At 68.1% G+C, this 25900-nt stretch carries 25 protein-coding genes; 4 read left to right on the forward strand and 21 right to left on the reverse strand.

The window, feature by feature from the left end; all coding sequences use genetic code 11:
- Nucleotides 1-29: 29 nt before the first annotated feature.
- The 7 genes from betA to KUH32_RS00415 all read right to left on the reverse strand — a co-directional run bounded on the left by betA (nt 30) and on the right by KUH32_RS00415 (nt 7307).
- Nucleotides 30-1682: a choline dehydrogenase gene (gene betA, locus KUH32_RS00385; RefSeq protein ID WP_217776097.1), complete on the reverse strand. Its 1653-nt coding sequence runs from the start codon at nt 1680-1682 to the stop codon at nt 30-32.
- Nucleotides 1679-3136 (reverse strand): betaine-aldehyde dehydrogenase, encoded by a 1458-nt coding sequence (betB, locus tag KUH32_RS00390; protein ID WP_217776098.1) that lies wholly within the window; start codon nt 3134-3136, stop codon nt 1679-1681. Before betB ends, betA begins: the two co-directional genes overlap by 4 nt.
- A complete protein-coding gene (locus tag KUH32_RS00395) occupies nt 3133-3774 on the reverse strand; it encodes a glutathione S-transferase family protein (protein ID WP_217776099.1) in 642 nt (213 codons plus the stop codon). Before KUH32_RS00395 ends, betB begins: the two co-directional genes overlap by 4 nt.
- Nucleotides 3775-3778: 4 nt before the next feature.
- On the reverse strand, nt 3779-5284 hold the full coding sequence (gene betC, locus KUH32_RS00400; RefSeq protein WP_217776100.1) for a choline-sulfatase: 1506 nt from the start codon (nt 5282-5284) through the stop codon (nt 3779-3781).
- Nucleotides 5285-5392: 108 nt separating this feature from the next.
- Nucleotides 5393-5590: a hypothetical protein gene (locus tag KUH32_RS00405; protein ID WP_217776101.1), complete on the reverse strand. Its 198-nt coding sequence runs from the start codon at nt 5588-5590 to the stop codon at nt 5393-5395.
- A gap of 111 nt (nt 5591-5701) precedes the next feature.
- Nucleotides 5702-6601, reverse strand: coding sequence for a DMT family transporter (locus KUH32_RS00410; RefSeq protein ID WP_254898949.1), 900 nt, complete (start codon nt 6599-6601; stop codon nt 5702-5704).
- A 112-nt stretch (nt 6602-6713) separates the two neighbouring features.
- On the reverse strand, nt 6714-7307 hold the full coding sequence (locus KUH32_RS00415) for a LysE/ArgO family amino acid transporter (RefSeq protein ID WP_217776102.1): 594 nt from the start codon (nt 7305-7307) through the stop codon (nt 6714-6716).
- 1079 nt (nt 7308-8386) lie between these two features.
- Here KUH32_RS00415 and KUH32_RS00420 point away from each other — a divergent pair.
- Nucleotides 8387-9598 carry an MFS transporter gene (locus KUH32_RS00420; RefSeq protein ID WP_217776103.1) on the forward strand — a complete coding sequence of 404 codons (1212 nt, stop codon included), beginning with the start codon at nt 8387-8389 and terminating at the stop codon, nt 9596-9598.
- A gap of 55 nt (nt 9599-9653) precedes the next feature.
- Here the strand turns inward: KUH32_RS00420 and KUH32_RS00425 are convergent, their stop codons facing one another.
- Nucleotides 9654-10070 carry a hypothetical protein gene (locus KUH32_RS00425; protein WP_217776104.1) on the reverse strand — a complete coding sequence of 139 codons (417 nt, stop codon included), beginning with the start codon at nt 10068-10070 and terminating at the stop codon, nt 9654-9656.
- A gap of 938 nt (nt 10071-11008) precedes the next feature.
- Nucleotides 11009-11761 carry a YebC/PmpR family DNA-binding transcriptional regulator gene (locus tag KUH32_RS00430; protein WP_217776105.1) on the reverse strand — a complete coding sequence of 251 codons (753 nt, stop codon included), beginning with the start codon at nt 11759-11761 and terminating at the stop codon, nt 11009-11011.
- Nucleotides 11762-11890: 129 nt separating this feature from the next.
- On the opposite strand from KUH32_RS00430, the gene KUH32_RS00435 reads away from it, so the two are divergent.
- Nucleotides 11891-12616, forward strand: a complete 726-nt coding sequence (locus tag KUH32_RS00435) for a glutamine amidotransferase (RefSeq protein WP_217776106.1) — start codon at nt 11891-11893, stop codon at nt 12614-12616.
- 343 nt (nt 12617-12959) lie between these two features.
- On the opposite strand, the gene KUH32_RS00440 is transcribed toward KUH32_RS00435, so the two are convergent.
- From KUH32_RS00440 to KUH32_RS00460, 5 genes are all read right to left on the reverse strand, one after another.
- On the reverse strand, nt 12960-14738 hold the full coding sequence (locus KUH32_RS00440) for an SLC13 family permease (RefSeq protein ID WP_217776107.1): 1779 nt from the start codon (nt 14736-14738) through the stop codon (nt 12960-12962).
- Between the two features lie 17 nt (nt 14739-14755).
- Nucleotides 14756-15679, reverse strand: a complete 924-nt coding sequence (locus KUH32_RS00445) for a DMT family transporter (protein ID WP_217776108.1) — start codon at nt 15677-15679, stop codon at nt 14756-14758.
- Complete coding sequence (locus KUH32_RS00450; protein WP_217776109.1) at nt 15676-16488, reverse strand: TIGR00282 family metallophosphoesterase; 813 nt, start codon at nt 16486-16488, stop codon at nt 15676-15678. Before KUH32_RS00450 ends, KUH32_RS00445 begins: the two co-directional genes overlap by 4 nt.
- A 115-nt stretch (nt 16489-16603) precedes the next feature.
- Entirely contained in the window at nt 16604-17338 is a 735-nt protein-coding gene (locus KUH32_RS00455) for an FG-GAP repeat domain-containing protein (protein WP_217776110.1), read from the reverse strand.
- A gap of 2 nt (nt 17339-17340) precedes the next feature.
- Nucleotides 17341-17664: a 2Fe-2S iron-sulfur cluster-binding protein gene (locus KUH32_RS00460; protein ID WP_217776111.1), complete on the reverse strand. Its 324-nt coding sequence runs from the start codon at nt 17662-17664 to the stop codon at nt 17341-17343.
- A 123-nt stretch (nt 17665-17787) separates the two neighbouring features.
- On the opposite strand from KUH32_RS00460, the gene KUH32_RS00465 reads away from it, so the two are divergent.
- Nucleotides 17788-18159: an OB-fold nucleic acid binding domain-containing protein gene (locus tag KUH32_RS00465; RefSeq protein WP_217776112.1), complete on the forward strand. Its 372-nt coding sequence runs from the start codon at nt 17788-17790 to the stop codon at nt 18157-18159.
- A 46-nt stretch (nt 18160-18205) separates the two neighbouring features.
- The gene (locus KUH32_RS00470; protein ID WP_217776113.1) at nt 18206-18757 is read left to right on the forward strand and encodes a peptidoglycan-binding domain-containing protein; all 552 of its coding nucleotides are present in this window, start codon (nt 18206-18208) and stop codon (nt 18755-18757) included.
- Here the strand turns inward: KUH32_RS00470 and KUH32_RS00475 are convergent.
- From KUH32_RS00475 to rpiA, 7 genes are all read right to left on the reverse strand, one after another.
- Entirely contained in the window at nt 18754-19260 is a 507-nt protein-coding gene (locus KUH32_RS00475; RefSeq protein ID WP_217776114.1) for a GNAT family N-acetyltransferase, read from the reverse strand. The two genes, KUH32_RS00470 and KUH32_RS00475, sit on opposite strands and share 4 nt — an antisense overlap.
- A 124-nt stretch (nt 19261-19384) precedes the next feature.
- Nucleotides 19385-20779: a Do family serine endopeptidase gene (locus tag KUH32_RS00480; protein ID WP_254899030.1), complete on the reverse strand. Its 1395-nt coding sequence runs from the start codon at nt 20777-20779 to the stop codon at nt 19385-19387.
- A gap of 286 nt (nt 20780-21065) precedes the next feature.
- Nucleotides 21066-21257, reverse strand: coding sequence for a DUF2065 domain-containing protein (locus KUH32_RS00485; RefSeq protein ID WP_217776116.1), 192 nt, complete (start codon nt 21255-21257; stop codon nt 21066-21068).
- A complete protein-coding gene (gene hflC / locus KUH32_RS00490; protein ID WP_217776117.1) occupies nt 21254-22144 on the reverse strand; it encodes a protease modulator HflC in 891 nt (296 codons plus the stop codon). Before hflC ends, KUH32_RS00485 begins: the two co-directional genes overlap by 4 nt.
- 1 nt (nt 22145) lies before the next feature.
- Nucleotides 22146-23297, reverse strand: a complete 1152-nt coding sequence (gene hflK, locus KUH32_RS00495; protein ID WP_217776118.1) for an FtsH protease activity modulator HflK — start codon at nt 23295-23297, stop codon at nt 22146-22148.
- A 92-nt stretch (nt 23298-23389) separates the two neighbouring features.
- Entirely contained in the window at nt 23390-24835 is a 1446-nt protein-coding gene (locus KUH32_RS00500; RefSeq protein WP_217776119.1) for an FAD-dependent oxidoreductase, read from the reverse strand.
- A gap of 231 nt (nt 24836-25066) precedes the next feature.
- Nucleotides 25067-25855 carry a ribose-5-phosphate isomerase RpiA gene (gene rpiA, locus KUH32_RS00505; RefSeq protein WP_217776120.1) on the reverse strand — a complete coding sequence of 263 codons (789 nt, stop codon included), beginning with the start codon at nt 25853-25855 and terminating at the stop codon, nt 25067-25069.
- Nucleotides 25856-25900 lie beyond the last annotated feature (45 nt).

The following is a 25900-nucleotide window of genomic DNA, read 5'->3' on the forward strand; positions in this document are numbered from 1 at the left end:
CCGCGATCAACGGGAAAGACAGGAAATCGTTAACGTTGCAGCGTCCGCCAATCCGGATGGATCCAGGGCTCGGCGTTTTCGGGCGGCAGGCCGCGACCCAGCACATGGTCGGCGATCTTTTCGCCGGTCATGATCGACGGCGCGTTGAGGTTGCCGTTGGTGATGCGGGGAAAGACGGAGCTGTCTGCGACGCGCAACCCGTCGACCCCGATCACCCGACCCTGCGGATCGACCACCGCGTCGGGATCGTCGCGCCGGCCCATCTTGCAGGTACCGCAGGGATGATAGGCGCTTTCGACATGCTCGCGGATGAAATCATCCAGCGCGTCGTCGTCTTGCGCCGCCTCGCCCGGCTGGATCTCGTGGCCGCGGAAAGGCGCAAAGGCATCCTGCGCGAATATCTCGCGCGTCAGCCGGATCGCCGTGCGGAAATCCCGCCAATCCTGCGGATCGGCCATGTAATTGAACAGGATCTTCGGTGCGTCCTCGGCCCGTTCCGACCGCAGCGTGACCGACCCCCGCGACGGCGAGCGCATCGGCCCGACATGGGCTTGGAAACCATGCCCTTCGGCCGCGACCTTGCCGTCGTAGCGCACCGCCAGCGGCAGGAAATGGAACTGGATGTCGGGATAGTCGATGCCCGCGCGGGACCGGATGAAGCCGCAGCTTTCGAATTGGTTCGACGCGCCTGGACCACGGCGCCGCAGCAGCCATTGCGCCCCGACCCAGGCCTTGCCCAGCAGCGACCAATACTTGAACAGGCTGACCGGCTGGGTTGCGGCCTGCTGGATATACAGTTCCAGGTGGTCCTGCAGGTTCTGCCCGACGCCGCGCCGGTCGGCGATGACGGCGATGCCGTGTTCGGCGAGGTGCGCCGCCGGTCCGATCCCCGAAAGCATCAGCAGTTGCGGCGAGTTGATCGCACCGGCGCTCAGGATCACCTCGCGCGTGGCACGCAGGACGCGCCCGCCCAGATCGACACCTGTGGCGCGGCCGTCCTCGACAACCACCCGCCGCGCCAGGCCGCGCACCAACTGTGCGCCCAGCTTCTGCGCCGGGCGCAGATAGGCCTTGGCCGTGGACCAGCGTTCGCCATTCCAGATCGTCCGGTCGAAGGCACCGAAGCCTTCTTGCTGGTGGCCATTGTAGTCGCCGGTGACGGGATAGCCCGCCTGGCGTCCGGCCTCGACAAAGGCCTGCACCAGCGGGTTGTCGCGGGTGCCGCGGGTCACGTGCAATGGCCCGCCCTGCCCGCGCCAGTCCGGGTCGCCGCCGTGGCCGCCGGCATGCCAATCCTCAAGCCGTTTGAAATAGGGCAGCACGTCGGCATAGGCCCAGCCATCCGCGCCCTGATCGCGCCAGAAATCGTAGTCGCGGGCATGGCCGCGGACATAGATCATGCCGTTGATGCTGGACGACCCGCCGATCACCTTGCCGCGCGGGCAGGCCAGTTGCCGCCCGCCCAGATGCGGTTCCGGCTCGGTCCGGTAGCCCCAATCGTAGCGCGCCATGTTCATCGGGTAGGACAGCGCGCCGGGCATGTTGATGAACGGCCCCCGGTCGGACCCGCCATATTCCACCACGATGACCGAATGCCCGGCTTCGGCCAGCCGGTAGGCCACCGCACAGCCCGCGCTGCCGGCGCCCACGACAATGTAATCGGCCTTCGGTCCGTCGCTCAAAACGGCGCCTCGACCCGACCCATGCGGACATAAACGGATTTCAGTTGCGAATAGTGGTGGATCGCCGCCTTGGAGTTCTCACGCCCCACGCCCGACATCTTCACCCCGCCGAACGGCGCCTCGACCGGCGCGTCGTTGTAGGAATTGATGAAGCACGACCCGGCCCGCAACTGCCCGATCACCCGGTGCCCACGCGCCAGATCACGGGTGAAAACTCCGGCCGAGAGACCGAAGGGCGTGTTGTTGGCCCGCGCGATGGCCTCGGCCTCGTCGTCGAAATCCAGCACCGCCATGACGGGGCCGAAGATTTCCTCGCGCGCGATCACCATGTCGTCGGTGACGTCGGCGAAGACCGTGGGCTGGATGTAGAAACCGTCACCGTCGATGACCGAGCCGCCGCAGACCAGCCGCGCGCCTTCGGCCTTGCCCTTTTCGATGTAGCCCAGGACGATCTCGCGCTGCCGCGCGCTGACCATCGGGCCGAAATTCACGCTCTCGTCCAGCGGGTCGCCGATTTTCGCCTGCGCCAGCCGCTCGGCCAGACGCGCCAGGAACGCCTCCTTGATGCCCCTCTGCACAAAGACCCGCGTGCCGTTGGAACAGACCTGCCCCGAGGAATAGAAATTGCCCAGGATCGCGCCGCCCACCGCATCGTCCGGATCGGCGTCGTCGAAGATCAGCAGCGGCGACTTGCCGCCCAGTTCCATCGTGACGTGCTTCATGCCATCGGCGGCGGCGGCATAGACCTTGCGGCCCGTGGGCACCGAACCGGTCAGCGACACCTTGGCCACGTCCGGGTGGCCGACCAGCGCTGCACCGACCGCGCCCGCGCCCTGCACCACGTTGTAAAGCCCCGCTGGCGCGCCCGCCTCGACCAGGATTTCCGCCACCTTCAGCGCGCAGAGCGGGGTTTCTTCGGACGGCTTGAAGATCATCGCGTTGCCGCAGGCCAGCGCCGGCGCGCCCTTCCAGCAGGAAATCTGGGTCGGGTAGTTCCATGCCCCGATACCGACGCACAGGCCCAGCGGTTCGCGGATCGTATAGACCCAGTCCTGTCCCAGCTGCACGTGTTCGCCGGTCAACGACCCCGCCAGGCCGCCGAAATACTCCAACGCGTCCGCGGCGCTGGTGGCATCGACATACAGCGTTTCGGACAGCGGTTTGCCGGTGTCACGGGTTTCCAGGACCGACAGGTCGCGGTTGCGATCACGCATGATCCGGGCGGCGCGGGTCAGCACCCGGCCACGTTCGCGCCCCGACAGGGCCGCCCATTCCGCCTGGGCCCGCAGCCCGCTTTCCACCGCCTTGGCGATCACCGCAGGGGTCGCGGCATGGATGCGGGCGATGACGGCGCCGGTGGCGGGGTAGACCACGTCGATCGGGTCGCCGGCTGCATCTTCCAGATAGGCCCCGTCGACGAAATGGCTGGCGTTCGGCTGGGTGTCGTAGGTCATATCGTGTCCCGCAATTCGTCGTAGTTCAACATGACATGGGCCGCGTAGGCGGGCCGTTCCGTCAGGCGGCCGTAATAGGCCCGCAAAGCCGGAAAGTCACGCCGGTCGATGGCGATATCGAAGTAGCGATACAGCACGTGACCAAGATGGATGTCACCGGGCGTCATGGTGTCGCCCGCCAGCCAGGGACTGCGCGCCAGCCGGGCCTCGGCGATGGCCAGCGCGGTTTCGAACCGGTCCACCGCGGCGCGGATGGCGGCCGGGTCGTGCCGCGCTGCGGGGGTGCGCACGACGCGCCAGAAGATCGGGCCGGTGAAGCGGTTCGCGATCTCCTGCTTGGCCCATTCCGACCACTGGTCCACCCTGGCGCGGCGCGCCGGATCGACGGGCCAGAAACCGTCGTCGCCATAGGCACGGGCCAGGTGACGCAGGATAGCGGCGCTTTCGAACAGAGTCAGATCGCCGTCGCGCATCACCGGGATCAGACCATTGGGGTTCATTTCCAGAAAGGACGGGGTGTCCAGCCCGCCATAGCCGCCGCCGGCGTCGATGCGTTCGATCACCAGGCCCAGTTCGGCGGCCCCCCACATCACCGCCTGCACGTTGGACGACGACGCGCGGCCCCAGATCGTCACCATCGGGTCATTCCCCCCGCGGGAAACGCTGGCTGTCTTCAAGCACGTTGAGATCCATGTGATTTCGCATATAGCGTTCGGACGCGCGTTGCAGTGGCTGGTGGTCCCACGGGTAATAGCCGCCCTGGCGCAGAGCCTGGTAGACCACGTGCCGCCGCGCCTGGCTTTCGCGGACAGCGGCGTCGAATTCCTCGAGATCCCAGCGTTCGGCGGCGGTTCGGCGGAAATACTCCAGCACCGGCCGGCAATCACCATCCTTCGCCCGGTTGGCCAGTTCCTGCGGATCGGCGTCCAGATCGAAAAGCTGTTCGGGGTCGAGCGCGCAATTGGTGTATTTCCACCGCCCCTGGCGCAAGGCGATCAGCGGCGAATAGGACGCCTCGGCCGCATATTCCATCGCCACCGGGGTCTTGCGCCGTCCGCCCTGCATCAGCGGCACCAGGTTTTCGCCTTCGGTCCAGGGCGCCACCTCGGACATGTCGACACCGGCCAGCGCGCACAGCGTCGGGCACAGGTCGATGGTCGAAACCGGGTCGGCCACCATGCGCCCGCCCTGCCCCGGCACGGCGATCATCATCGGCACCCGGGCCGCGCCTTCGTAGAAGTTCATCTTGAACCACAAACCGCGTTCGCCCAGCATGTCGCCGTGATCGCTGACAAAGACGATGATGGCCTCCTGCCGCGTCTCTTCCAACACCGTCAGCAGCTCTCCGATCTTGTCGTCGAGATAGGAAATATTGGCGAAATAGGCGCGACGCGACCGGGCGATGTCGTCCTCGGTGATGGTGAAGTTGCGCCAGTCGTTGGCATCGAAGATGCGGCGCGCGTGCGGATCGTGGGCGTCGTATTCCATCGCGGGCACCTCGGGCTGGAGGTGATCGCAATCCGCATAGAGATCCCAGTATTTCCGCCGTGCGACATAGGGGTCATGCGGATGGGTGAAGCTGACGGTCAGGCACCAGGGCCGGTCGTCCTTGCCCCGGGCGAGGTCGTACAGCTTCATCCTGGCGAAATGCGCGACCTCGTCATCGTATTCCAGCTGGTTGGTGATCTCGGCCACGCCGGCGCCAGTGACCGAGCCCATGTTGTGATACCACCAATCGATGCGTTCGCCGGGCCTGCGGTAATCCGGCGTCCAGCCGAAATCGGCGGGGTAGATGTCGGTGGTCAGCCGTTCCTCGAAGCCGTGCAACTGGTCGGGGCCGACGAAATGCATCTTGCCGGACAGGCAGGTCTGATACCCCGCGCGGCGCAGGTGGTGGGCATAGGTGGGGATGTCGGAGGCGAATTCCGCGGCGTTGTCGTAGACGCGCGTCGCGCTGGGCAACTGGCCCGACATGAAGCTGGCGCGACCGGGCGCGCATAGCGGGCTGGCGGTATAGCTGTTGGCGAACCGCACCGAGCGGTCGGCAAGGGCGCGCAGGTGCGGCGCGTGCAGCCAGGGGGCGGGGCCGTCGGGAAACAACGTCCCGTTCAGCTGATCCACCATGACGATCAGGATGTTTTGCGGCATCGGCCCCCCTCCGGCGTTGCGTGCCGGGATCGGACCTGAGCGCAGGGCGTCTGTCAATCGCCTGCGTGCCGTTTCACCTGCGCCGAACCGCTGCGCGCGACAGGCGGATCAGATGGAAAGCGTGCCCAGGAGTTCGTTGCGCGGCAGGCGGCTGACCTCGATCCCGGCATCGGTGCGGCGCAGGTTGTAGCCGTAGCCACGCATCCGGAAACGCCATTCGGTTTCCGACAGCACCTTCTCGCGCTCGGCCAGCAGAAAGGCCCGGACCTCGGTCAGGTCGTCGGTCAGTTTGTCATCAGCGAACATCGCAGGGCTCCTCGTAATGCGGTTTCACTGGACAGGAGCCTTGTTAAGAAATCGGTCCGCAATGCGTCCGAACCGGGGATTTTTCGAGATCGCAGGACAATCGCTGGCCGGTCAGGACTTTGTCTCGGGAACGGCCGGGGTCACGCGGCGTTTCAGCACGGCCTCGCGCCAGGTGATGAAGACCACCGCGCCGATGATCAGGCTGCCGCCGGCGATGACCCAGGGGTCGGCGGGTTCACCGAAGAACAGCGCTCCGAGCGCCACCGACCAGACCAGTTGCAGGAAGGTCACCGGCTGGGTGACCGCCACCGGCGCGGCGGCGAAGGCCAGCGTCATCGTGTAATGCCCGGCCGTGGCGAAGAAGGCGACCGCCGCGAGGATCAGGAGGTCGGACCAGCTTGGCCAGACCCAGACCGCGATGGCGAAGGGCGCCAGCCCGATGGTGACGGTGATCGACAAAAGCGCCACCACGACGGTGGCGGATTGTTCGCCGGAAAACATCTTGGCCATCAGGTAGGAGCCGGCGAAGAACAGCGCCGTGGCCAGCATGGCGATATGGCCGGGATCAAGCTCGCGAAAGCCCGGGCGGAGGATCAGAAGCGCCCCGAAAAGCGCCGCGCAGATCGCCAGGATGCGCCGGATCGCCAGCTTTTCGCCCAGGATAAACACAGCCAGAACAGTGACATAGACCGGGTTCAGATAGTTCATCGCCGTGACTTCGGCGATCGGGATGCGGGTCATCGCGTAGAACCACAGCATCACGCCGCCGGTATGGAAGGCGCCGCGCAGGGCATGCAGTTTCCACAGCCGCGGGGTCATCTGCGCGGCGCGCAGGGCGGACCAGGCGGGGATCAGGAAGACCAGGCCGATGACGTAGCGCAGAAAGGCCGATTCCGCCGCCGGGATGCGCCCGCCCAGCGTCTTGACCAGGGCGGTGACGGCGACGAAACACAGGCCGGTGAGGATCATCCAGAAGATGCCGAGACCGGGGCGGGAGGGGCTTTGGGTCATGCGTTCTTGGTAGCGGTTCTGCGCGCCGCGGCAAGGGGTGTGCGGCCGCCGCGGAGCGTGGGGCCAGACCCTCCCCCCCCCCCCCGGAAGACCTCTGGCCGGAGGACGCGGATCAGCCGAGCAGGAGCTTGGCGGCGATGGCCCACATGGTCAGGCCGATGAGGATGTCGAGGACCTGCCAGGCGCGCGGACGGGCAAAGAAGGGCGCCAGCGCGCGGGCCCCATAACCCAATGAGAAAAAGAAGAAAAACGAGGCCGTCATGGCACCGAGCGCGAAGGCCAGCCGGTCGTCGTACTGGGCCGACACCGCGCCCAGCAAGACCACGGTATCGAGATAGACATGAGGGTTGAGCCAGGTCAGGGCGAGGCAGGTGAGCACGGCGGTCCTGAGGCTGGTGGTGCCCTGCCCGGCTTCGAGCGACTGGCCGCCGCGCCAGGCCGACAGGAAGGTGCGCGCGCCATACCAGACCAGGAAGGCCGCGCCGGCCAGCCGCATGAAAAACTCCAGTCCCGGCAAGGCCTTGGCCAGTGCGCCGAAGCCCGCGACTCCAGCCGCGATCAGCGCCGCGTCCGAGACCGCGCAGACCAGCACCACGGGCAGCACGTGCTGGCGCCGCAACCCCTGGCGCAGCACGAAGGCGTTCTGCGCGCCGATGGCGAGGATCAGGCTGAAACCCAAAGCGAACCCGGCGAAAGCGGCGGTCATGTCGGCGTCCTGTCTGCGTCGGCGCTTGGTGCCCGAGACGGTCGGAATTGGCAAGCGGGCGAAAAAAGCCGCGCGGGTCACGGGGTTTTGAAAGGGGGTCGGTTCGGCCGGTTCGCGGCGGTGTCCCGGGCAGCGATCCGTCCTGTTTCCTGCCGGTTCGGGACGGATCGGTGGGGCGGTTTTCGGGCGGATCGGCGGTGCGGGCCGAGCAATCCGTCCGATTCGACGCGATTTCGGGACGGATCGGTCGGGCGGGATCGGCGGATGTGAAAGACCGGTCGCGCCTGCGCGCGGTGCCTCAACGATCGCGGGTTCGGCCCGGGCGGCGGATGCGGCCGGAGGACGAGGTCGGCCGCCGCCGGGATGCTGAGCCGGCCCCCGGCCGCGTTGTGCGGCCGGGCTAGCGCCGCGCCAGCATCGGCAGGACCGGGGCCCATCGGGTTTCCCGAGGCGGTCCCGATGGCCGGAAACCAGGCTTTCCGCAGACGGCGATCGCGCGGGCATTGTCCGGATGCGGGTCGGTGGCGATCAGCGGGGCGCCGGCATCGAACAGCGCCCGCATCCTGATGCGCAGGAACGCCGATCCATGTCCGACGCCGACGAGGTCGCGCCCGCGAAATCTTGGTCGATGCCCCGCGTGCCCCGGGGCAAGCCGGCGAAGTGGTGATCGCCCCATCCATGCACCGTGTCGTCCTGCATGAAGGCGAAGGGCCGCCCGGCGCGTGACACGATCCAGCGCGCGACCCGCGGATCGGCCAGGGTTAGTTCGTCGCAGGGCTGGTCAGACTGTCACCACGCGCGCACATGCGGGCGCACCAGCCAGGTCCCGAGCAATGCGAGATCGTCCAGGGTCGCCTTGCCAAACGCGTCGTCATCGGGCGCGATCATTCGGGCAGTCCAGCAGAATGTCCGACGATCGTGCCGGGCCGGCGATCATGCCGGGCGGGACATCGTGACGTGCGACGCGCGGGACCGCGGCGCGGGCGGATCCGATTGGCGGAAAACGACATCGCGTCGCAACCGGACGCGCAGGGATCGGCCAAGGGCGTTGAGTGTCGGGAAACCCGCGAGAGAAGACGATGCACGAGCGCCGGATACCCGAATGGCTGCGCCACGCCCCGGCGCCGAGCCTGCGCGGCTTTGCCGTGCTTGCCGGGTTCGAGGCGATCGCCCGGGGGATGCTGATCTCGGTCTTTCCGGTGGTGATCTACGCCGCCCTGGGGGATGTGCGGGTCGTGTCGGGGGTGTATTTCGCCATCGGCGCGGTGTCGCTGCTGGTCGGGCTGCTGGTGCCCTTCGTGATCCGGTTCGTGCCGCGCTGGTGGGTCTACGTGACGGGCGCGCTGATGTTCGTGACGGGCGCCCTGGCGGCGACGCAGGACAGCCCCGGCGCGGTGGTGGCGGGGCTTGCGCTGACGACATGCGCGGTGGTCACCACCTTTGTCTGCTTCAACGCCTACGTGCTGGATCACGTGGCCAAGGTCGAGCTTGGACGGTTCGAGACGTCGCGGCTGTTCTACAGCGCGCTTGGCTGGACCATCGGCCCGGCGACCGGGACGGCGCTGTATGCCTGGTGGCCGCCGGCGCCGTTCGTGATCTCGGCGCTGGCGTCCTGCACCATGCTGGCGGTGTTCCTGGTGATGCGCCTGGGCAATGGCCGGCTGATCGCGAAACGCCGCAGACCCGCCGCCAACCCCTTTGCCTATTTCCGGCGCTTCGCCGCGCAACCGCGCCTGGTGGCCGGCTGGGTCTTTGCCGTGGTGCGGTCCTGCGGGTGGTGGATCTACATGGTGTACCTGCCGATCTTCGCGGTGCAGAACGGCTTTGGCAACCAGCTGGGCGGGATCGTGCTGTCGATCTCGAATGCCGGGCTGTTCCTGGTCCCGGTGATGCTGCGCTTCATGCAGCGCCATTCGGTGCGCGCCGCGGTGCGCACCGGGTTCCTGATGTCGGGGCTGCTGTTCGTGCTGGCGGGGATGCAGGGCGGCGCGCCCGGGCTGGCGATCGCGCTGCTGCTGGCGGGGTCGTTCTTTCTGATCCTGCTCGACCTGTCGGCGGGGTTGCCGTTCCTGCTGGCGGTCAAGCCGTCGGAGCGCACCGAGATGTCGGCGATCTATTCCAGCTACCGGGATTTCTCCGGCATCGCGACGCCGGGTGCGGCCTGGCTGGTGCTGCTGGCCGCACCGCTTTCGGCGGTGTTCGTGGCGGGCGGCGCCGGGTTGCTGGTGATGTGGGTGGTGGCGCGGCGGCTGCACCCGCGGCTGGGCCGGGCGCGGCTGGCGGTGTCGTAGCGGACGGGTTCCGGCGGCGGCTCGAGGGCATGGCGCGTCCGGGTCGCGGCGGTCGTCACCGCCCGAACAGGATGTCGCCCCGGATGGAGCGCCCGATCAGCGTTTCGACGCCTGCCATGCTCAACAACGCGCCCCGAGGCATGATGCGCGGGATGCGCCCCGTACGTAGCGCGAATTCGTCGCCCCGAATGATCGCGGTGATATCGCTGGAGAAGAGCGGGCCCGGCCGGCATTCCCACCGACCGCCATATTGCCGAACGACCGGGTTGTAGGAGCTTTTCGGGTATCGAAAACAGATCACCGCGCCGCCATTCGGGGCGGAGCCCGCTTGGACCTTCCATTCGCTGGGCACCGCGATGGTGTTGCCCGGATACCAGAGATGGGCGGTGCCGTCCGGATGAAAGTATTCGATCTGCGTGCCGTGGCCACGGCCGTCGAATTTGACGGTCGTTCCCGCCAGTTGCCGCCGCATGTTAGCGGGGTCTTGCGACAGGACGGTGCGCGCGGCGACAGGCATGGGGCGCGCCACTGTCTCGGGTCCGCAGGACGCGGTCACCCAGCAGGCACAGAGCAGCAGGACGAGCAAGAGCCTGGATGGTCTGGTCACGCTTGTCTCCATGGGGTCGGCCCTGCGCAAGGCGGTCACGGCTGACGATAGATCAGGCGGACTGACGCGCCCGCGACGATCCATATCATGCCCGAGGCCCGATTCCACGTCTAGCCCGCCGATGCGCGAACACGGGAATAAGGAATTGCCGAAACCTGCCCGGCCTGTACGGCATGCGGCGACAGGCTCTGCCCGAGGGAGGCAATCGTCACCAGGCCCTATCGTTTGATCCAGGGCTGGACGCGTTGCCGGGCTGGTCGGGCGTCATGCCTTCGAGACCGACGGTGCATCCGGCACGGGACGCGACAATCCTGAGATCGGACGTCTGGGAATTGATTCGTTCGGATGTGATTGTCCGCCCATCCCCGGCGGTCGCCCTGAGCTTCAAGCTTTGATAACCGAGGGATTCGATGCCGCGCATGACGGCCTCGGCGTCGGGACACCGCGTGCAGATGTCGACGGCCCGACGCGCCGCGGCAAAGCGGTGCGCGTGGGCGGGCGTTTGACTGATGGTTGCGGTATGGACCGGCGGCATGCCGGCGCTTCCCGCAATCGTACGCGTCTCGGGGTCGGCCCATTGTGAGCGCCGTCCTGTCCGGACCGTCCGGCGCGCGAAATGACGCCGGTGTCGCCTTCGTCACAGCGCGGGCGAGGCTGCCCGATGCGGGACCCGAAGCGGAGCGGTCGTCGTGGTCGACGAAGGGCTGATGCCCGTAACAAGCGCGGCGCGCGGTCTGCCCGGATGTCTGCACCACCGCGGGTCGGCTCTGCAATGCGGCGGGAGCCCGGCCCGGAAGGCGGCGTTATTCGGCAGCGTCGAGTTGGGCCATCACCGCGTCGGAGGCTTCGAAATTGGTGGTGACGCGCTGCACGTCGTCGTCATCCTCGAGCGCGTCGACCAGTTTCATCAGCGCCTGCATGCCGTCGAAATCAAGCTCGGTCGTGGTGGTGGGGGACCAGATGAGCTTGGTCGATTCCGACTCACCCAGGGTCGCTTCCAGCGCCGATGCGACGTCGTTGAGGTCGGTGTCGGCGCAGGTGATGATATGGCCGTCCTCGGAGCTGTCGACATCCTCGGCGCCGGCCTCGATCGCGGCCATCATGACGGTGTCGGCGTCACCCGCCGAGGCGGGATAGGTGATTTCGCCCTTGCGTTCGAACATGAAGCCGACCGAGCCGGTTTCGCCCAGGTTGCCGCCGTTCTTGGTGAAGGTCGACCGCACGTTCGACGCGGTGCGGTTGCGGTTGTCGGTCATCGCCTCGACGATCACCGCGACGCCGTTCGGGCCGTAGCCCTCGTAGCGGATTTCCTCGTAATCCTCGCCCTCGCCGCCGGTGGCCTTCTTGATGGCGCGTTCGATGTTGTCCTTGGGCATCGACTGGCCGCGGGCCTCTTTCACCGCCAGGCGCAGGCGCGGGTTCTTGTCGGGATCGGGATCGCCCATCTTGGCGGCGATGGTGATTTCCTTGGAAAGCTTGGAGAACAGCTTGGCGCGCAGCTTGTCCTGACGGCCCTTGCGGTGCTGGATGTTCGCCCATTTGGAATGGCCGGCCATGGGGTGCCTCGTTCTGGTGTTCGGGGTGGCGGATTTGCGCGCCTCTCTAGCCCAAGGCGGCGGGGCTTGCCAAGGCCTTGCGCGCAAGGCCCGCTTGGCAAGCGCGGGCAAAGCGGCTAAGGCGCGGGGATGGCACGCTTTCTGCTTTTGCAGCTGCGCCCCGAAACCGAGGCCAGCGACGACGAATACCGCGCCTTCCTGGACAAGGGCGGGTTGCGCGGCGACCAGGTGCACCGCGTGCGGCTGGATCGCGAGGACCTGCCCGCGGGGCTGGACGTGGCGGATTACGCCGGGGTGATCGTCGGCGGCGGCCCTGGTTGCGTGTCGGACGCGCCGGCCGACAAGAGCCCGGTCGAGGCCCGGATCGAGGCGGCCTGCCTGTCGCTGATGCCGCGGATCACGCGGGACGACGTGCCGTTCCTGGGCTGCTGCTATGGCATCGGCATCCTGGCCCATCACCTGGGCGCCGAGGTGTCCAAGGCGCGCTATGGCGAGCCGGTGGGCGCGGTGGACTGTCGGGTGACGGCGCCCGATCCGCTGCTGGACGGCCTGCCCGAGCGCTTCGCGGCCTTCGTCGGCCACAAGGAGGCGGTGCAGGCGCTGCCCGAGGGCGCGGTGCAGCTGCTGGCCTCGGACCCCTGCCCGTTCCAGATGATCCGGCACGGCCGGAATGTCTATGCCACCCAGTTCCACCCCGAGGCCGACGCGGCGGTGTTCGAGACCCGCATCCGGGTCTATGGCGGGCGCGGCTATTTCGCGCCCGAAGAGGCCGACGGGTTGATCGCCATGTGCCGCGCCGCCGACGTGGTCTGGCCCGCGCGCATCCTGCGGAATTTCGTCGCGCGGTACGGGTGAGCGGGGCGGCTGGGTTTGCGTGCGGTCAACCGTCCCCGGCGGCCGTTCGCATTTATTGCGGCGAAGGTCCGGTTTGAGCCCTTGGCGGATATCCCCCTTGCGCGAATAGCGCCGAAGGCGCCGCGCATCGCCGGGCCGCCCCCCGGCACGGCGATTTGTCACCACCAGCGCAAGGCTCGGGTATTGTCCGCACTTGGCTGACATAAAGCGCCCAATGCCGACGGTTGATCGCCGCACCGCGGCCCGGCAATGCGCGGCTTGTCGCTCTTCTGCCGAAAGACCGCTCCGTCCGCCGTGGTGTCATCCGCGCGCATTGCTGCGAAGGTCTGCTTTCCGCCCCGCCCTACAACGGCCAGAAGATCGGGATCAGCACCGAGGCGACGACGCCCATCAGCAGGTTCATCCCCAGCCCCACGCGCACGAAATCGGTGAAGCGGTAGCCGCCGGGGCCGTAGACCAGGGTGTTGGTCTGGTAGCCTATCGGCGTGGCGAAGGCGCAGGAGGCGGCGATCATCACCGCCACGACCAGCGGCCGCGGATCGACGCCCACGGCCGCCGCCAGGCCGATGGCGATCGGGGTCACGACCACGGCGACGGCGTTGTTGGACACCGCCTCGGTCAGGGCCGAGGTCAGGAAGAACACCGCCGCCACCAGCAACACCGGCGGCAGGTCCATCATCGCCGGGGCGATGGCCTTGACCACAAGCGCCACGGCGCCCGAGCTTTCCAGCGCCGCGCCGATGGCCAGCATGGCGAAGATCAGCGCCAGCAACTGGCCCTCGACGAAGGAGAAGGCCTCGTCCGAGTCGATGCAGCGGGTCAGGAACACCACCGCCACCGCGATCACCGCCAGCGCCAGGATCGGCGCGACGCCGAGCGCCGACAGGATGACGATACCCGCCAGTGCGGCCAGCGCGATGGGCGCGTGGCTGCGGCGATAGGCGCGGGCGGCGGGTTTGGAGACATCCACCAGCCCCATGTCGTCGGCCAGCCGCTTGATGTCGTCGGGCGCGCCTTCGAGCAGCAGCGTGTCGCCGACGCGCACCACCAGTTGATCCAGCTGGCGGCCGATATTCTGGTTCCGCCGGTGCACCGCCAGCGGGTAGACGCCGTAGCGGCGGCGCAGGCGCAGCGCGCCCAGCGACCGGCCGACCATCTTGCAGCCCGGCGTGATCAGCACCTCGACCGTCGTCGTCTCGGTGGCGGAGACCTGGTCGACGCGCTTGAGTTCCTTGTTGTTCTGCAGGCTGAGCAATTCGGTCATCTGGGTGCGCAGCACCACCCGGTCGCCGACCTGCAGCGTCACGCCATCCAGGTTGCGGCGCAGCGATTCGTCGCCGCGGATCACGTCGACCAGCCGCACGCCTTCGCGCTTGAACAGCTGCACGCCCAGCACCTCGCGGCCGATCAGGTTGCTGTCGGGGGGGATCACCGCCTCGGTGAAGAATTTCATCTTGGACCGGTCCGACAGCATCCCCGCCATCGAGGTGCGGTCGGGCAGCAGGAAGGGGCCGACGACCAGCAGGTAGGCCATGCCGCAGACCACAAGGATCAGCGCCACCGGGGTGACCTCGAAGATGGTGAAGGGTTCCAGCCCGGCGCCGCGCGCCACGCCGTCGACCAGCAGGTTGGTCGAGGTGCCGATCAGCGTCGTGGTGCCGCCCAGGATCGCGGCATAGCTGAGCGGGATCAGCAGCTTGGAGGGTGCGAGGCCGAGAACCTTGGCGAGCTGCACGAAGATCGGCAGCATCACCACCACGACGGGCGTGTTGTTCATGAAGGCCGAGGCGACGATCACCACCGCCATGATCATCGCCATCGCCCGGCGCGGGCGCTTTTGCACCTCGCTTTGCGCAAAGCTGGTGAAGGCATCCAGCGCCCCGGTGCGCACCAGCGCCCCCATCACCAGGAACATCGCGGCGATGGTCCAGGGCGCGGGGTTGGACAGCACCGAGACCGCCGCGTCATAGGGCAGCGCGCCCAGCGCCAGCAGCACCGCGACGCCGCCCATGGCCACCACCTCGGTCGGGTAGGTTTCGCGCAGGAACAGCACGAACATGCCCGCCACGGTGGCGAGCGTGACATAAGCCTGCGCCGTCTGGCTCAGCTCGAAAATGCCCATGGAATATGTCCCTGCTCTCAACCCAACCCAGTGTGACCGAGCGGCGCGGCGGGCACAAGCGGCGCGCGCGGGCGCGGCTGGACCAGCGCTAGGCCCGCCAGCATCAGCGCCAGGGCCGCCCAGATCCAGCCGCCATAGCCTTCGCCCAGGAACAGCATCGCCCAGGCGACGCCGAACAGCGTGACGAGGTAACTGACCTGCACGGCAAAGACCGCGCCCGCCGCGCCCACCATCCAGACATAGCCGGTATAGGCGCCCGCATGCAGCAGCGCCGAGGTCACCAGCGCGGCATCCGGCGCGCCCCAGGGCGCGCGCGGGTCGATGAACTGGCCGGTCAGCAGCGCCAGCGGCAGGGTCAGCACCGCCCCCACCAGCGAGGCGCCCGCCAGCACCTGCACCGGCCCCAGCCCGCACGTGCCCCAGCGGGCGACGACATTGCCCTCGAGCGCGTAGAAGGCCGAGGCGATCAGCGCCACCGGGATCCAGGCCGCCTTGGCCGGGTCGGGCAGGCTGGTTTCCGGCAGGACCAGCGCCAGGACGCCCGCCAGGCCAAGCCCCAGCCCGGCGATGCGGCGCCAGCGGAACCGCTCGAGCCCCAGGGCCAGCGCCACCGGAAAGGCCAGCATCGGGATCGAGCTCAGCAGGATCGACAGCACGCCCGCCGGCAGGTGGATGGCGGCGGTGTAGGAGGCGATGCCGGGCAGGACCGAGCCCAGCAGCGCGATCACCAGGTAGAGCCGCAACCGGGCGGGATCGAACGGCAGACGCCGCCCGCGCGCCAGCGTCAACCCGCCGAGCACCGCAAAGCCGATGACCAGTTGCCAGAACAGCAGGCCGAAATGGCGATACCCCTCGGAGACCGCGATCTTGGCCAGCGGCTGGGTCGCACCCCAGGCCGCGCCGGCCAGCACCAGCACCGCGAAGGGCAGCGCGCGGCTCACGGTCCGGCCTGTTGCAGCCGCCCGCCCTGGCGCACCATGGTGATCGCGGTCGCCCGGCCGGTGCGGTCGTCGGTTTCGACCAGCACGCCGCTCAGCGTCGCCGCGCCCAGGGCAGGCTGGAACCGTGCCTTGGCCATGCCGGTGACGAAGCGGCGCAGCGGCTCGGTCTTCTCCATGCCGATGACGGAATCGTAATCGCCGCACATGCCGGCATCGCTGATATAGCCGGTGCCGCCGGGCAGCACCTGTGCATCCGCCGTGGGCACATGGGTGTGGGTGCCGGCCACCAGGCTGGCGCGGCCATCGCAGTAATGCCCCACCCCCATCTTCTCGGATGTCGCCTCGCAATGGATGTCGACGATGATGGCCTGCGCCTGCCCGCCCAGCGGATGGGCCCGCAGGGTCGCGTCCAGCGCCGAGAAGGGATCGTCGAAGGGCCGCTTCATGAAGATCTGGCCCAGCACCTGCGTCACCAGAACCTTGCGCCCGCGCCGGTCGGAAAACAGCCCCGCACCGCGCCCCGGCGCGCCCTTGGCGAAATTCAGCGGCCGCAGGATGCGCGGCTCGGTCTCGATGAAGCCCAGCATGTCCTTCTGGTCGAAGGCGTGATCGCCCAGCGTGACCACATCGGCGCCGGCCTCGAGCAGCGCCTTGGCATGGGCACCGGTGATACCGGCACCCGAGGAGGCGTTCTCGCCATTGACCACGACGAAATCCAGCCGCCAGTCGGCGCGCAACCCCGGCAACCGTTCCGTCACCGCCGCGCGCCCCGCGCGCCCCATCACATCGCCCAGAAAGAGGATCCGCATGGCCGACAGCTATCGCGCATCGGGGCGAAAGCAAAGCCCCGACCTGCCCCTTCTCCGGTTCGGAAATATCCCGGGGGAGTCGCCGCTTGCGGCGGCGGGGGCAGAGCCCCCTTCTTCAGCGGCAGGCCAAGGCCCGCGCGACGGCGGCGGCGCTGTAATCGCCCAAGGCCCGCGCCGACAGCGCGCCGTCGAAACGCACCGCCATCACCCGCCGCCAATCGCCCGAGGCCAGCACCATTTCCGGGCCGTCGCCGCACTCGCGGATGCCGCCCTCGATGTAATCCCAGCCGATGCGGTGGTTGGAAAAGCCCTCCAGCGCCGCGACCTCGGTCAGCGCGCCGCCCTCGAACCGCCAGACCCGCAGCACCCGGGCCAGGTGCGGGCGATCGACATAGGCGATCTCGACCGCGCCGTCGCCGTCCAGATCCGCCGCGCCCACCGGCGCCAGCCAGCGGTTGGGCTGGCCGATATGGGGCGTCGCGCCGATGCGGCCGGTCTCGTCCCAGATCGCCAGGCGTCCGCCGCCGGTCTGCGAGGCTTCGACCGTGACGACCTCGGCATCGCCGTCGCCGTCCAGATCCGCCAGCCGCGGCGCGATATCCTCGAAGACCAGGTCCTCGGGCAGCACCGCGCGCAGCCGGGTGCCGTCATCCAGCACCAGCTCCAGCGCGCCGTATTCGATGGCGTCGCCCAGAACGCCATGCGCATAGCGGGTGGTCGGATCGGTGTATTCGGCGCGCAGGATATCTGCCGCCGCGCCTTGCCCGGCCAGCCACAGGCAGGCCGCCAGCCCCGCGCCGCGGGCCAAAGACCGCCACGGGCGGGCGGGCTGTCGCGGCGCCTTCGCCAAGGCTAGATCTGTTTCTCGGGCATCTGCACCACCAGCCCGTCCAGCGCGTCGGTCACCTTGATCTGGCAGGTCAGGCGCGAGCGTTCGGGATCGGGCTCGTAGGCGAAGTCGAGCATGTCCTCTTCCATGTCCTCCTTGCCGGGCAGTTTCGCCACCCAGTCGGGATGGACATAGACATGGCAGGTCGAACAGGCGCAGGCACCGCCGCAATCGGCCTCGATGCCGGGAATGCCGTTGTCTCGGGCGCCTTCCATCACGGTCAGCCCGTTGGCCACGTCGACGACATGCTCCGTGCCGTTATGCTCGATATAGGTGATCTTCGCCATGCCACCGCTCTCCCTTGTTCCGTCCGCGGCTTATCTAGTGGCCCCGGCCCGCGCCTTCCAGCGGATTTTGCGCGCCTGTCCGCGGGCTTGGACAAAAGCGCGTGATGTTCTATCTTCGTTCACATGACACATCCCGATTACGACTGGCCCCGGCCACCGTCCGCCATGACCGCCGCGCAGCTTGACCTGCCGCCCACCGGCGCGCGGGTCACGGTGGCGGGGCTGGTGATCCTGCGCCAGCGGCCCGGCACCGCCAAGGGGGTGATCTTTCTCACGCTCGAGGACGAGACCGGCGTGGTCAACATCATCGTCTGGCGCAAGCTGTACGAACGGTTCCGCCGGGCGGTGATCGCCGGGCGGATGCTGCGGGTCACCGGGCGGCTGCAGCGCGAGGCCGGCGTCACCCATGTGCTGGCCGAAGAGATCGAGGATGTCTCGCGCCTGCTCGACCTGCTGCTGGCCGAGCAGCTTCCCTCGGGCGCCGAAACCGGCTAGAACCCCGGGCCAAGAGGCGGAGAACGCTGGAACAGGGCCCGGGCAGATGATCCACAAGGCGCGCGATTGGGCGATCCGTGCTGCGGCGCTTGCGCTGGCGGCGGGCTGCGCCATGCCGCAGGGGGCCGAGGGGCCGGTCGCCACGCGCGCCGCCGCGCCCGAGGTCGGCGCGCGGGTCGAGACCCTGGCCGATGGCAGTTGCCGGGCCCGCGAGGTGACGCCGGCGGTCTATGAACAGGTGATGGGCGAGGTGCAGGTGGTGCAGGCCGAGATCGGCGCGGACGGCACGGTGATCCGTCCGCCGGTCTATCGCCGCGCGCCGGTGCCGCGCATCGTGCGCCCGCGTGCCGAGATCAGCTTCGAGGCGCCCTGCCCGGCCGACATGACCCAGGAATTCATCGCCTCGGTGCAGCGCGCGCTGGCCGCGCGCGGCTATTTCGGCGGCAACGTCACCGGCCTGCTGGACGGCCCGACCACGGCGGCGATCCGGCGCTACCAGTCCGAACGCGGGTTGCAAAGCGGCCAGCTGTCGCTGGCGACCGCCCGCGACCTGGGTCTTGTGGCGGTGGCGCGGCCCGGGGGCCGGGCGCGCGGCTAAAGCGCCATCTCGAAGAACAGCATCCGCGCGGCGATCTCGGCGGGCATGTCGGTATAGGGGCCGCGGCGGCGAAAGCCCAGATCGTCGTAGAGCCGGGCCGCGGCCTGCAGCGGCTGTCCGGTATCCATCACGATGCGCTGAAAGCCCTGCGCCCGGCACTGGTCGATCAGTGCCAGCATCAGCGCGCGGCCCGCGCCGAGGCTGCGCGCCGCGGGGGCGACATAGACGCGCTTGATCTCGGCGGTGCCGGGCAGAACGGTATGGAACATCCCGCAACCGATCGCCTTTCCCTGGTGGCGGGCCAGCTTGATGCCGCCCGCGGGCGGGGCGTGCTCGGTCGCGATCCGGTCCATCAGCGCGGTGTATTTCTCTTGCGGATAGGCGGCGAGCACCGCGCGCTTGTCATCGGGGCCCAGCGTCAGCAGGAAGGCGCGGTAGTCCCAGCACAACCGCCGCACGGCGTCGAAATCCTGCGGGCTGGCGGGGTCGGCGATGGCGATCATCGGCGGATCTCCGGCGGCTGGGCGGTCAGGCTATTCGCCATCGCCTTGCGATGGAACCGGGAAAGGAAAAAGGGCGCCCCGGCGGAGCGCCCTTGTGATCTTGGCCAGGTGCGGCGTGCAGCGGTCAGCTGTCTTCCAGCGCCAGCGCCACGAAGCGCGGGTCGCCGGCGCGGCGCACCAACAGGAGGATCGACTTGCGGCCGCCCTCGCGGGCTTCGTCGATCCGGGCCTCGAGATCGCTTAGGCTTTCGACCGGGCTCTGGCCCGCCTCGGTGATCAGATCACCGGTACGCAGGCCCTTTTCGTAGGCCTCGGAGGTCTCGTCCACCGCCATCACCGCAAGGCCGCTGGCGTTTTCGTCCAGCTCGAGCTGCGCGCGGATCTCGTCGGTGAGCGGGCTGAGGGTGAGGCCCATCAGGTCCATGCTGTCGGGCTCTTCCGGCTCGACCGGCTGGGCGGCGGGCACGGCGCCTTCGGCTTCTTCGCGGCGGCCCAGCGTGACGAGCAGGGTTTCCTGCTTGCCGTCGCGCAGCACCACGACGCGCACGCTCTTGCCGACTTCGGTGTTGCCGACGATGCGCACCAGCTGGCGGGTATCGGTCACCTCGCGGCCGTCGAAGCTGAGGATGATGTCACCGGCCTGCATGCCGGCCTCTTTCGCCGGGCCTTCGGGCACATCGGAGACCATCGCGCCATCGCTGGAGGCCAGGCCGAGCGCCTCGACCATGTCGTCGTCGACATCCTGGATGCGCACGCCCAGCCAGCCGCGGCGGGTTTCGCCGAATTCCTTGAGCTGCGTCACGACGCGGGTCACGACATTGGACGCCATCGAGAAGCCGATGCCGATCGAGCCGCCATTGGGCGACAGGATCGCGGTGTTCACGCCGATCACCTCGCCGTCCATGTTGAACAGCGGGCCGCCCGAGTTGCCGCGGTTGATGGCGGCGTCGGTCTGGATGTAGTCGTCATAGGTGCCGCTGAGCGCGCGGTTGCGGGCCGACACGATGCCGGCGGAAACCGAGAAGCCCTGGCCCAGCGGGTTGCCCATGGCCATGACCCAATCGCCCACGCGGGCCGTGTCGCTGTCACCGAAGGGCACGAAGGCCAGCGGTGCGTCGGTGTCGACCTTGAGCAGCGCGATGTCGGTGTTGGGGTCGGTGCCGATCACCGTGGCCGGCAGTTCGTCACCCGAGAAGAATTCGACCAGGATCTCGTCCGCACCGTCGATCACGTGGTTGTTGGTGACCACGAAACCGTCTTCGGAGATCACGAAGCCGGAGCCCAGCGCCGAAGAGCGGCGCGGCCGGTCGCCCTGGCCGCCGCGATCCTGGAATTCGCGGAAGAAATCCTCGAACGGCGAGCCTTCGGGCACGATGCCCTGCGGTCCGGTGCGGCCGGCGACGGTGGTCGAGGTGGTGATGTTGACCACCGCGGGGCTGATGCGCTCGGCCAGGTCGGCGAAGCTTTCGGGCACGCCGCGGGCCTGCGCCATGAGCGACTGCGACAGGATGAGAATCATCGAGAGGCTGGCCAGCCAGAACAGCCGCAGCGGCCGGGCAGCCTGCCGGGGGATTGCAAGGGATTGGGATATCACGCGAAGCTCCTTCGTCTGCGCGGGCCGGCCTTGTCGCGGCCGCCTGCCTTCTGTCATTGTGGCAAAGATAGGTGCGAAACGGCAACACCAAAGGGTTTCGCCGAATTTTCAAGCAATCGTGAGTTGGCGCGCCCCCGCGGCCGGTGCCGGACAAAACTCTTGCGAGAGTTTTGCAAGAGTTTTCCGGAAAACTCTTGGCCGGCGCGCAGCATCACCGTTGCGCGATCCAGAGCAGGATCAGCCCGGTGGCCACGGTCGCCAGCCCCAGCGTCCGCCGGGTTTCGACCGGCATGGCGCGCAGCGCCTCGAGCAGGCGTTCGACAAGCGAAGGGGCCAGCGCATAGACCAGCCCCTCGATCACCAGGACCAGCGCGATCCCGGTGAGGATATCGGTGCCGGTCAATTCGCCGGCGCCTGCCCGGCCCGTTCGTTCGAGAAATAGTCGAAGAACTGGCTGTCCGGCGTCATCACCATGGTGGAATTGCCGCCCTGCAACGCCCGCTCATACGCTTGCAGCGAGCGGTAGAAGGCGAAGAATTCCGGGTCGGCGCCAAAGGCTTCGGCAAAGATCCGGTTGCGTTCGGCGTCGGCCTCGCCTCGGATCACGTTGGCGTCGCGATCGGCCTCGGAGAGGGTTTCCACCACGGTCCGGTCGGCCAGGGCGCGGACCCGCTGCGCGGCCTCGTTACCGCGGGCGATCTCGTCGGCGGCCTCGCGTTCGCGTTCGGCGCGCATCCGGGCGAAGGTCGCCTCGAGGTTCTGCGCCGGCAGGTTGGTCTGCTTGAGCCGCACGTCGACCACGTCGAGCCCCAGCGAGCGCGCCTCGGCGCGGGCCTGGTCGCGGATGCGGATCATCAGCCGGCCGCGATCCTCGGACAGGATGGTGTCCGACGTGACCTGGTCGGCACCCAGCACTTCGCGGATCTTGGAGTTGAGGATCGAGCTGAGCCGGTCCTCGGCGAAACGGATGCCGCCGACGCCGACGGCCTGGCGGAACTGCACCACGTCCGCGATGCGATAGCGCGCAAAGGCGTCGACCACGAGGCGGCGGTCATCCGACGGCGTGACCTCGATGGTTTCGGTGTCCAGCGACAGGATCCGGTCGTCGTAGCGCACGACTTCCTGGATGATCGGGATCTTGAACGCCAGGCCCGGATCTTCCTTGACGGCCTTGATCTGGCCGAATTGCAGGACCAGCGCCTTTTCGCGTTCGTCGACGACGAAGATCGCCGACAAGGCCGCCACCACGGCGATGACCAGAACGGGGATGAGATAGGTTGTCTTTTTCATCTCAGTTGCCTCCCTGCGCGCGCGGCCGGCCGAGTTCGTTCAGCGGCAGGTACGGCACCACGCCGCTGCCCTGGCCAGAGCCGGTGATGCTTTCGTCGAGGATCATCTTGTCGACCCCGCCCAGCACCTTTTCCATGGTTTCCAGATAGAGCCGGCGGCGGGTCACGTCCTCGGCCTTGGAGTATTCCTCGAGAACGGCGGAGAAGCGGCTGGCTTCACCGACGGCGTCGTTGACGACCTGGGCGCGGTAGCCCTCGGCCTGCTGGATCGTCTGGGCCGCTTCACCGCGGGCCTCGGCGACGACGCGGTTGGCATAGGCGTCGGCCTGGCGTTCCAGCCGGTCGCGTTCCTGTTCGGCCGCCTGGACCTCGCGGAAGCTGTCGATGACTTCGCGCGGCGGGTCGGCGGTTTCGAGGTTGACCCGGACGATGGTGATGCCGCTGTCGTATTCGTCGAGCGTGGCCTGGATGCCCTCGCGCGCGGCGTCGGCGACGATGCCACGGTCCCGGTTGAGGATGGGTGCGAGGTTGCTGGCCGCGATGATCTCGCGCATGACCGATTCCGACACCGCCTGCACGGTCAGCTGCGGATCGCGGATGTTGAACAGCAGTTTCGCCGGGTCGTTGATGTTCCAGACCACCTGGAATTCGATATCGACGATGTTGGCATCGGTGGTCAGCATCAGCCCGTCATTGCCGGCCCGGCCGCCGCCGATATTCTCGGTCCGTTCCGAGGTGACGTTGACGACCTCGGCGGTGACCAGCGGCCAGGGCGCGAAGTTGAGGCCGGGATTGCCGGTCGAGGCGTATTCGCCCAGGAACAGTTCGACCGACTGTTCTTCGGGCCGCACGGTGTAGAAGCTGGCGAAGGCCCACATGCCCAGCGCCACGATCAGGCCAAGGCCCACCGTGCCGCGGGTGAAGATCGGCCCGCCGCCCCCGCCGCCGCCGCCGCGGCCTGCGCCGTTGCCAGAACCGCCGCGCCCGCCCATCAGCACGCGCAGCCGTTCCTGGCCCTTCTTCATCAGCTCGTCGATCTCGGGGATCTGCGGCTCGTCCGGACGGCGCCCACCGCCCTGTCCCCGGCGCCGATCGTCGTCGCCACCCCGGTTGCCGCCACCGCCGCCCCAAGGGCCGCCGCTGTTTCCTGCCATGAGGTCTGGTCCTTCCTCGGTCTTTTTCGTCAGTGCGTAATTCGTCAGTGTGTCGTTCGTCAGTGCCTAACCTGTGCGCGAATGCGCGGAATTCAAGCCGTTCTCACCGGGTTGCGCATGGTCACGATTTCTTCGGACATCGTGGGGTGCACCGCCACGGTTCGGTCGAAGTCTTCCTTGGTCGCACCCATCTTGACCGCGATCCCCGCGAGCTGGATCATTTCGCCCGCCCCGGGCGCCACGATATGGCAGCCCAGCACGGTGCGGTTGGCCTTGGACACGATCAGTTTCATCAGCACCCGGTCGGGTCGTCCGGCAAAGGCCGTCTTCATCGGGCGGAACGAAGTGCAGTAGACCTCGATCTCTTCGCGGTCGCGCGCGGCCTCTTCGGTCAGGCCCACGGTGCCCAGTTCGGGCTGGGTGAAGACAGCGGACGGGATCAGCGCGTGATCGACCGGGGTCGGGTTGCCCCTGAACACCGTTTCGACAAAGGCCATGCCCTCGCGGATCGCGACCGGGGTCAGGTTGACCCGGTCGGTGACGTCGCCGATGGCGTAGATCGACGGCACCTTGGTCTGGCTGTATTCGTCGACCACGATCTGGCCGCCGCGGCCCAGCTCGATCCCCAGCGCCCCGAGCCCCATTTCGGCGGTGTTGGGCCGCCGGCCGGTGGCGAACAGGACCTGGTCGTAGACCCGGGTCTGGCCGTTGGTGGCCTTGACCCAGACCGGACCCTCGCCGCTGTCGGGGGCGGGCTTCGCGCCGATCTGGCGGGCCTCGACAGGGGCCGACATCTGGGCATCGGTGGCTTCGTCGCCGGTGGCGCGGCGCATCTCGACGATATTGGTGCCGGTGTGCAGGTCGATGCCGCGTTCGCGCATGGATTCGGCGATCAGCCCGCGCGCCTCTTCGTCGAAGCCGCGCAGGATCTGCGCGCCGCGGTAATACTGGGTCACCTCGACGCCGAGACCCGACAGGATGCAGGCGAACTCGCAGGCGATATAGCCGCCGCCGACGATCAGGATGGATTTCGGCAGTTCAGGCAGGTGAAAGAGGTCGTCCGAGACGATGCCGCATTCGGCGCCGTCCATGTCGGGACGCACAGGGTGACCGCCGGTGGCGATCAGGATGTGCTTGGCGGTCCGGGTCTCGCCGGTGGACAGCTTTACCGTGTGCGGATCGACCAGCGTGGCGCGGGCATCATAGGTTTCGACACCGGAATTCTTGAGCAACGAGCGGTAGATGCCTTCGAGCCGGTCCAGTTCGGTGTTCAGATGGCCGCAGAAGGTTTTCCAGTCGAACGCGCCGTCGGCGATATCCCAGCCATAGGCGCGGGCCTCGGACGGCATGTGGGCGAATTCCGAGGCGAAGACCATGAGCTTTTTCGGCACGCAGCCACGGATCACGCAGGTGCCGCCATAGCGGTCCATCTCGGCCAGGCCGACCTTGGCCCCGGCCTCGCCCGCCGCGACCCGCGCCGCGCGCACCCCGCCCGAGCCGCCGCCGATGACGAAGAGGTCGTAGTCGAATGTGGTCATGGATCGGGTCCCGCTGCTTTGGCCAGAGGTATTTCACAAGGGTCGCGGCTTGGCCAGAGGCGCGGGTGGCCCCTGGCTCCGGTGCGCCGCGCCCGTGGCCGCCGCGGCTTGCGTATTTTCGAAAGAGAAGAAGCAGCAGAAGGCGCGCAGAGCCGCGGCGGGGGCGCAGGCCGCGTCCTGTCTTCTTCTCTTTTGCAAATACGCATGACCCGGTCGCCGCGGGCGCGCCCGTCAATCCCCCAGATCGGCGAAGAGGTTGTCCGTCTCGACGAATTCAAGCCGGTCGGTGCTGACGGTGCCGGCGTTGATGTCGCGCACCTCGACCCGGCCGTCGCCGAAGCCGATGACCACCTGGTCGCAGATGTCGATGAACAGCCCGTTCTCGACCACGCCGGGAATCTGGTTGATGACCAGCGCGAGCTGGCGGGGATTGCCGATGCGGCCCAGATGCAGGTCGAGGATATGGTTGCCCTCGTCGGTGACGAAGGGCACCTGGCCGTTCATCCGCAGCGTCGCCTTGCGGCCCATGACGTCCATCGAGACCAGCGTTTCCTCGACCAGCGCCTGGGTGGTCTGCCAGCCGAAGGGGATGACCTCGATCGGCAGTGGAAAGGCGCCGAGATTTTCGACCTCTTTCGCGGCGTCGGCGATGACGATCATCTGGTCCGAAGCGGTGGCGACGATCTTTTCCTGCAACAGCGCGCCGCCGCCGCCCTTGATCAGGTTGAGATCGCTGTCGAATTCGTCGGCGCCGTCGATGGTGAGATCCAGCCACTTGGCCTCGTCGAGCGAGATCACCTCGATGCCGACCTCGCGGGCCAGTTCGGCGGTGCGGGTCGAGGTCGGCACGCCGCGGAACTGCAGCCCGTCCTCGCGCACCATCTCGCCCAGGCAGCGCACCAGCCAGGCGGCAGTCGAGCCGGTGCCGAGGCCCACCCGCATGCCGTTTTCCACGAAATCCGCGGCGCGCTTGGCGGCGACGAACTTGGCCTTGTCGATGGGCGACAATTCTCCGGTCATGGCATTCCCCTTGTCTGGCGGGCCGCGATCTGTCGGGCGCCTTAT

It is taken from the genome of Thalassococcus arenae, from assembly GCF_019104745.1.
GTDB classification, from domain to species: Bacteria; Pseudomonadota; Alphaproteobacteria; order Rhodobacterales; family Rhodobacteraceae; genus Thalassococcus_B; species Thalassococcus_B arenae.

Excerpts from the sequence above, each read along its gene's own strand:
- KUH32_RS00440 (WP_217776107.1), bottom strand. The coding sequence starts at position 14,738 with ATGGGCATTTTCGAGCTGAGCCAGACGGCGCAGGCTTATGTCACGCTC.
- KUH32_RS00475 (WP_217776114.1), bottom strand. The coding sequence starts at position 19,260 with ATGATCGCCATCGCCGACCCCGCCAGCCCGCAGGATTTCGACGCCGTG.
- KUH32_RS00480 (WP_254899030.1), bottom strand. The coding sequence starts at position 20,779 with ATGATTCTCATCCTGTCGCAGTCGCTCATGGCGCAGGCCCGCGGCGTG.
- rpiA (WP_217776120.1), bottom strand. The coding sequence starts at position 25,855 with ATGACCGGAGAATTGTCGCCCATCGACAAGGCCAAGTTCGTCGCCGCC.
- KUH32_RS00420 (WP_217776103.1), top strand. The coding sequence starts at position 8,387 with ATGCACGAGCGCCGGATACCCGAATGGCTGCGCCACGCCCCGGCGCCG.
- KUH32_RS00395 (WP_217776099.1), bottom strand. The coding sequence starts at position 3,774 with ATGGTGACGATCTGGGGCCGCGCGTCGTCGTCCAACGTGCAGGCGGTG.
- KUH32_RS00415 (WP_217776102.1), bottom strand. The coding sequence starts at position 7,307 with ATGACCGCCGCTTTCGCCGGGTTCGCTTTGGGTTTCAGCCTGATCCTC.
- KUH32_RS00465 (WP_217776112.1), top strand. The coding sequence starts at position 17,788 with ATGACACATCCCGATTACGACTGGCCCCGGCCACCGTCCGCCATGACC.
- hflC (WP_217776117.1), bottom strand. The coding sequence starts at position 22,144 with ATGAAAAAGACAACCTATCTCATCCCCGTTCTGGTCATCGCCGTGGTG.
- hflK (WP_217776118.1), bottom strand. The coding sequence starts at position 23,297 with ATGGCAGGAAACAGCGGCGGCCCTTGGGGCGGCGGTGGCGGCAACCGG.
- KUH32_RS00425 (WP_217776104.1), bottom strand. The coding sequence starts at position 10,070 with ATGCGGCGGCAACTGGCGGGAACGACCGTCAAATTCGACGGCCGTGGC.
- KUH32_RS00410 (WP_254898949.1), bottom strand. The coding sequence starts at position 6,601 with ATGACCCAAAGCCCCTCCCGCCCCGGTCTCGGCATCTTCTGGATGATC.
- KUH32_RS00470 (WP_217776113.1), top strand. The coding sequence starts at position 18,206 with ATGATCCACAAGGCGCGCGATTGGGCGATCCGTGCTGCGGCGCTTGCG.
- KUH32_RS00450 (WP_217776109.1), bottom strand. The coding sequence starts at position 16,488 with ATGCGGATCCTCTTTCTGGGCGATGTGATGGGGCGCGCGGGGCGCGCG.
- KUH32_RS00405 (WP_217776101.1), bottom strand. The coding sequence starts at position 5,590 with ATGTTCGCTGATGACAAACTGACCGACGACCTGACCGAGGTCCGGGCC.
- KUH32_RS00500 (WP_217776119.1), bottom strand. The coding sequence starts at position 24,835 with ATGACCACATTCGACTACGACCTCTTCGTCATCGGCGGCGGCTCGGGC.
- betB (WP_217776098.1), bottom strand. The coding sequence starts at position 3,136 with ATGACCTACGACACCCAGCCGAACGCCAGCCATTTCGTCGACGGGGCC.
- betC (WP_217776100.1), bottom strand. The coding sequence starts at position 5,284 with ATGCCGCAAAACATCCTGATCGTCATGGTGGATCAGCTGAACGGGACG.
- KUH32_RS00435 (WP_217776106.1), top strand. The coding sequence starts at position 11,891 with ATGGCACGCTTTCTGCTTTTGCAGCTGCGCCCCGAAACCGAGGCCAGC.
- KUH32_RS00460 (WP_217776111.1), bottom strand. The coding sequence starts at position 17,664 with ATGGCGAAGATCACCTATATCGAGCATAACGGCACGGAGCATGTCGTC.
- KUH32_RS00430 (WP_217776105.1), bottom strand. The coding sequence starts at position 11,761 with ATGGCCGGCCATTCCAAATGGGCGAACATCCAGCACCGCAAGGGCCGT.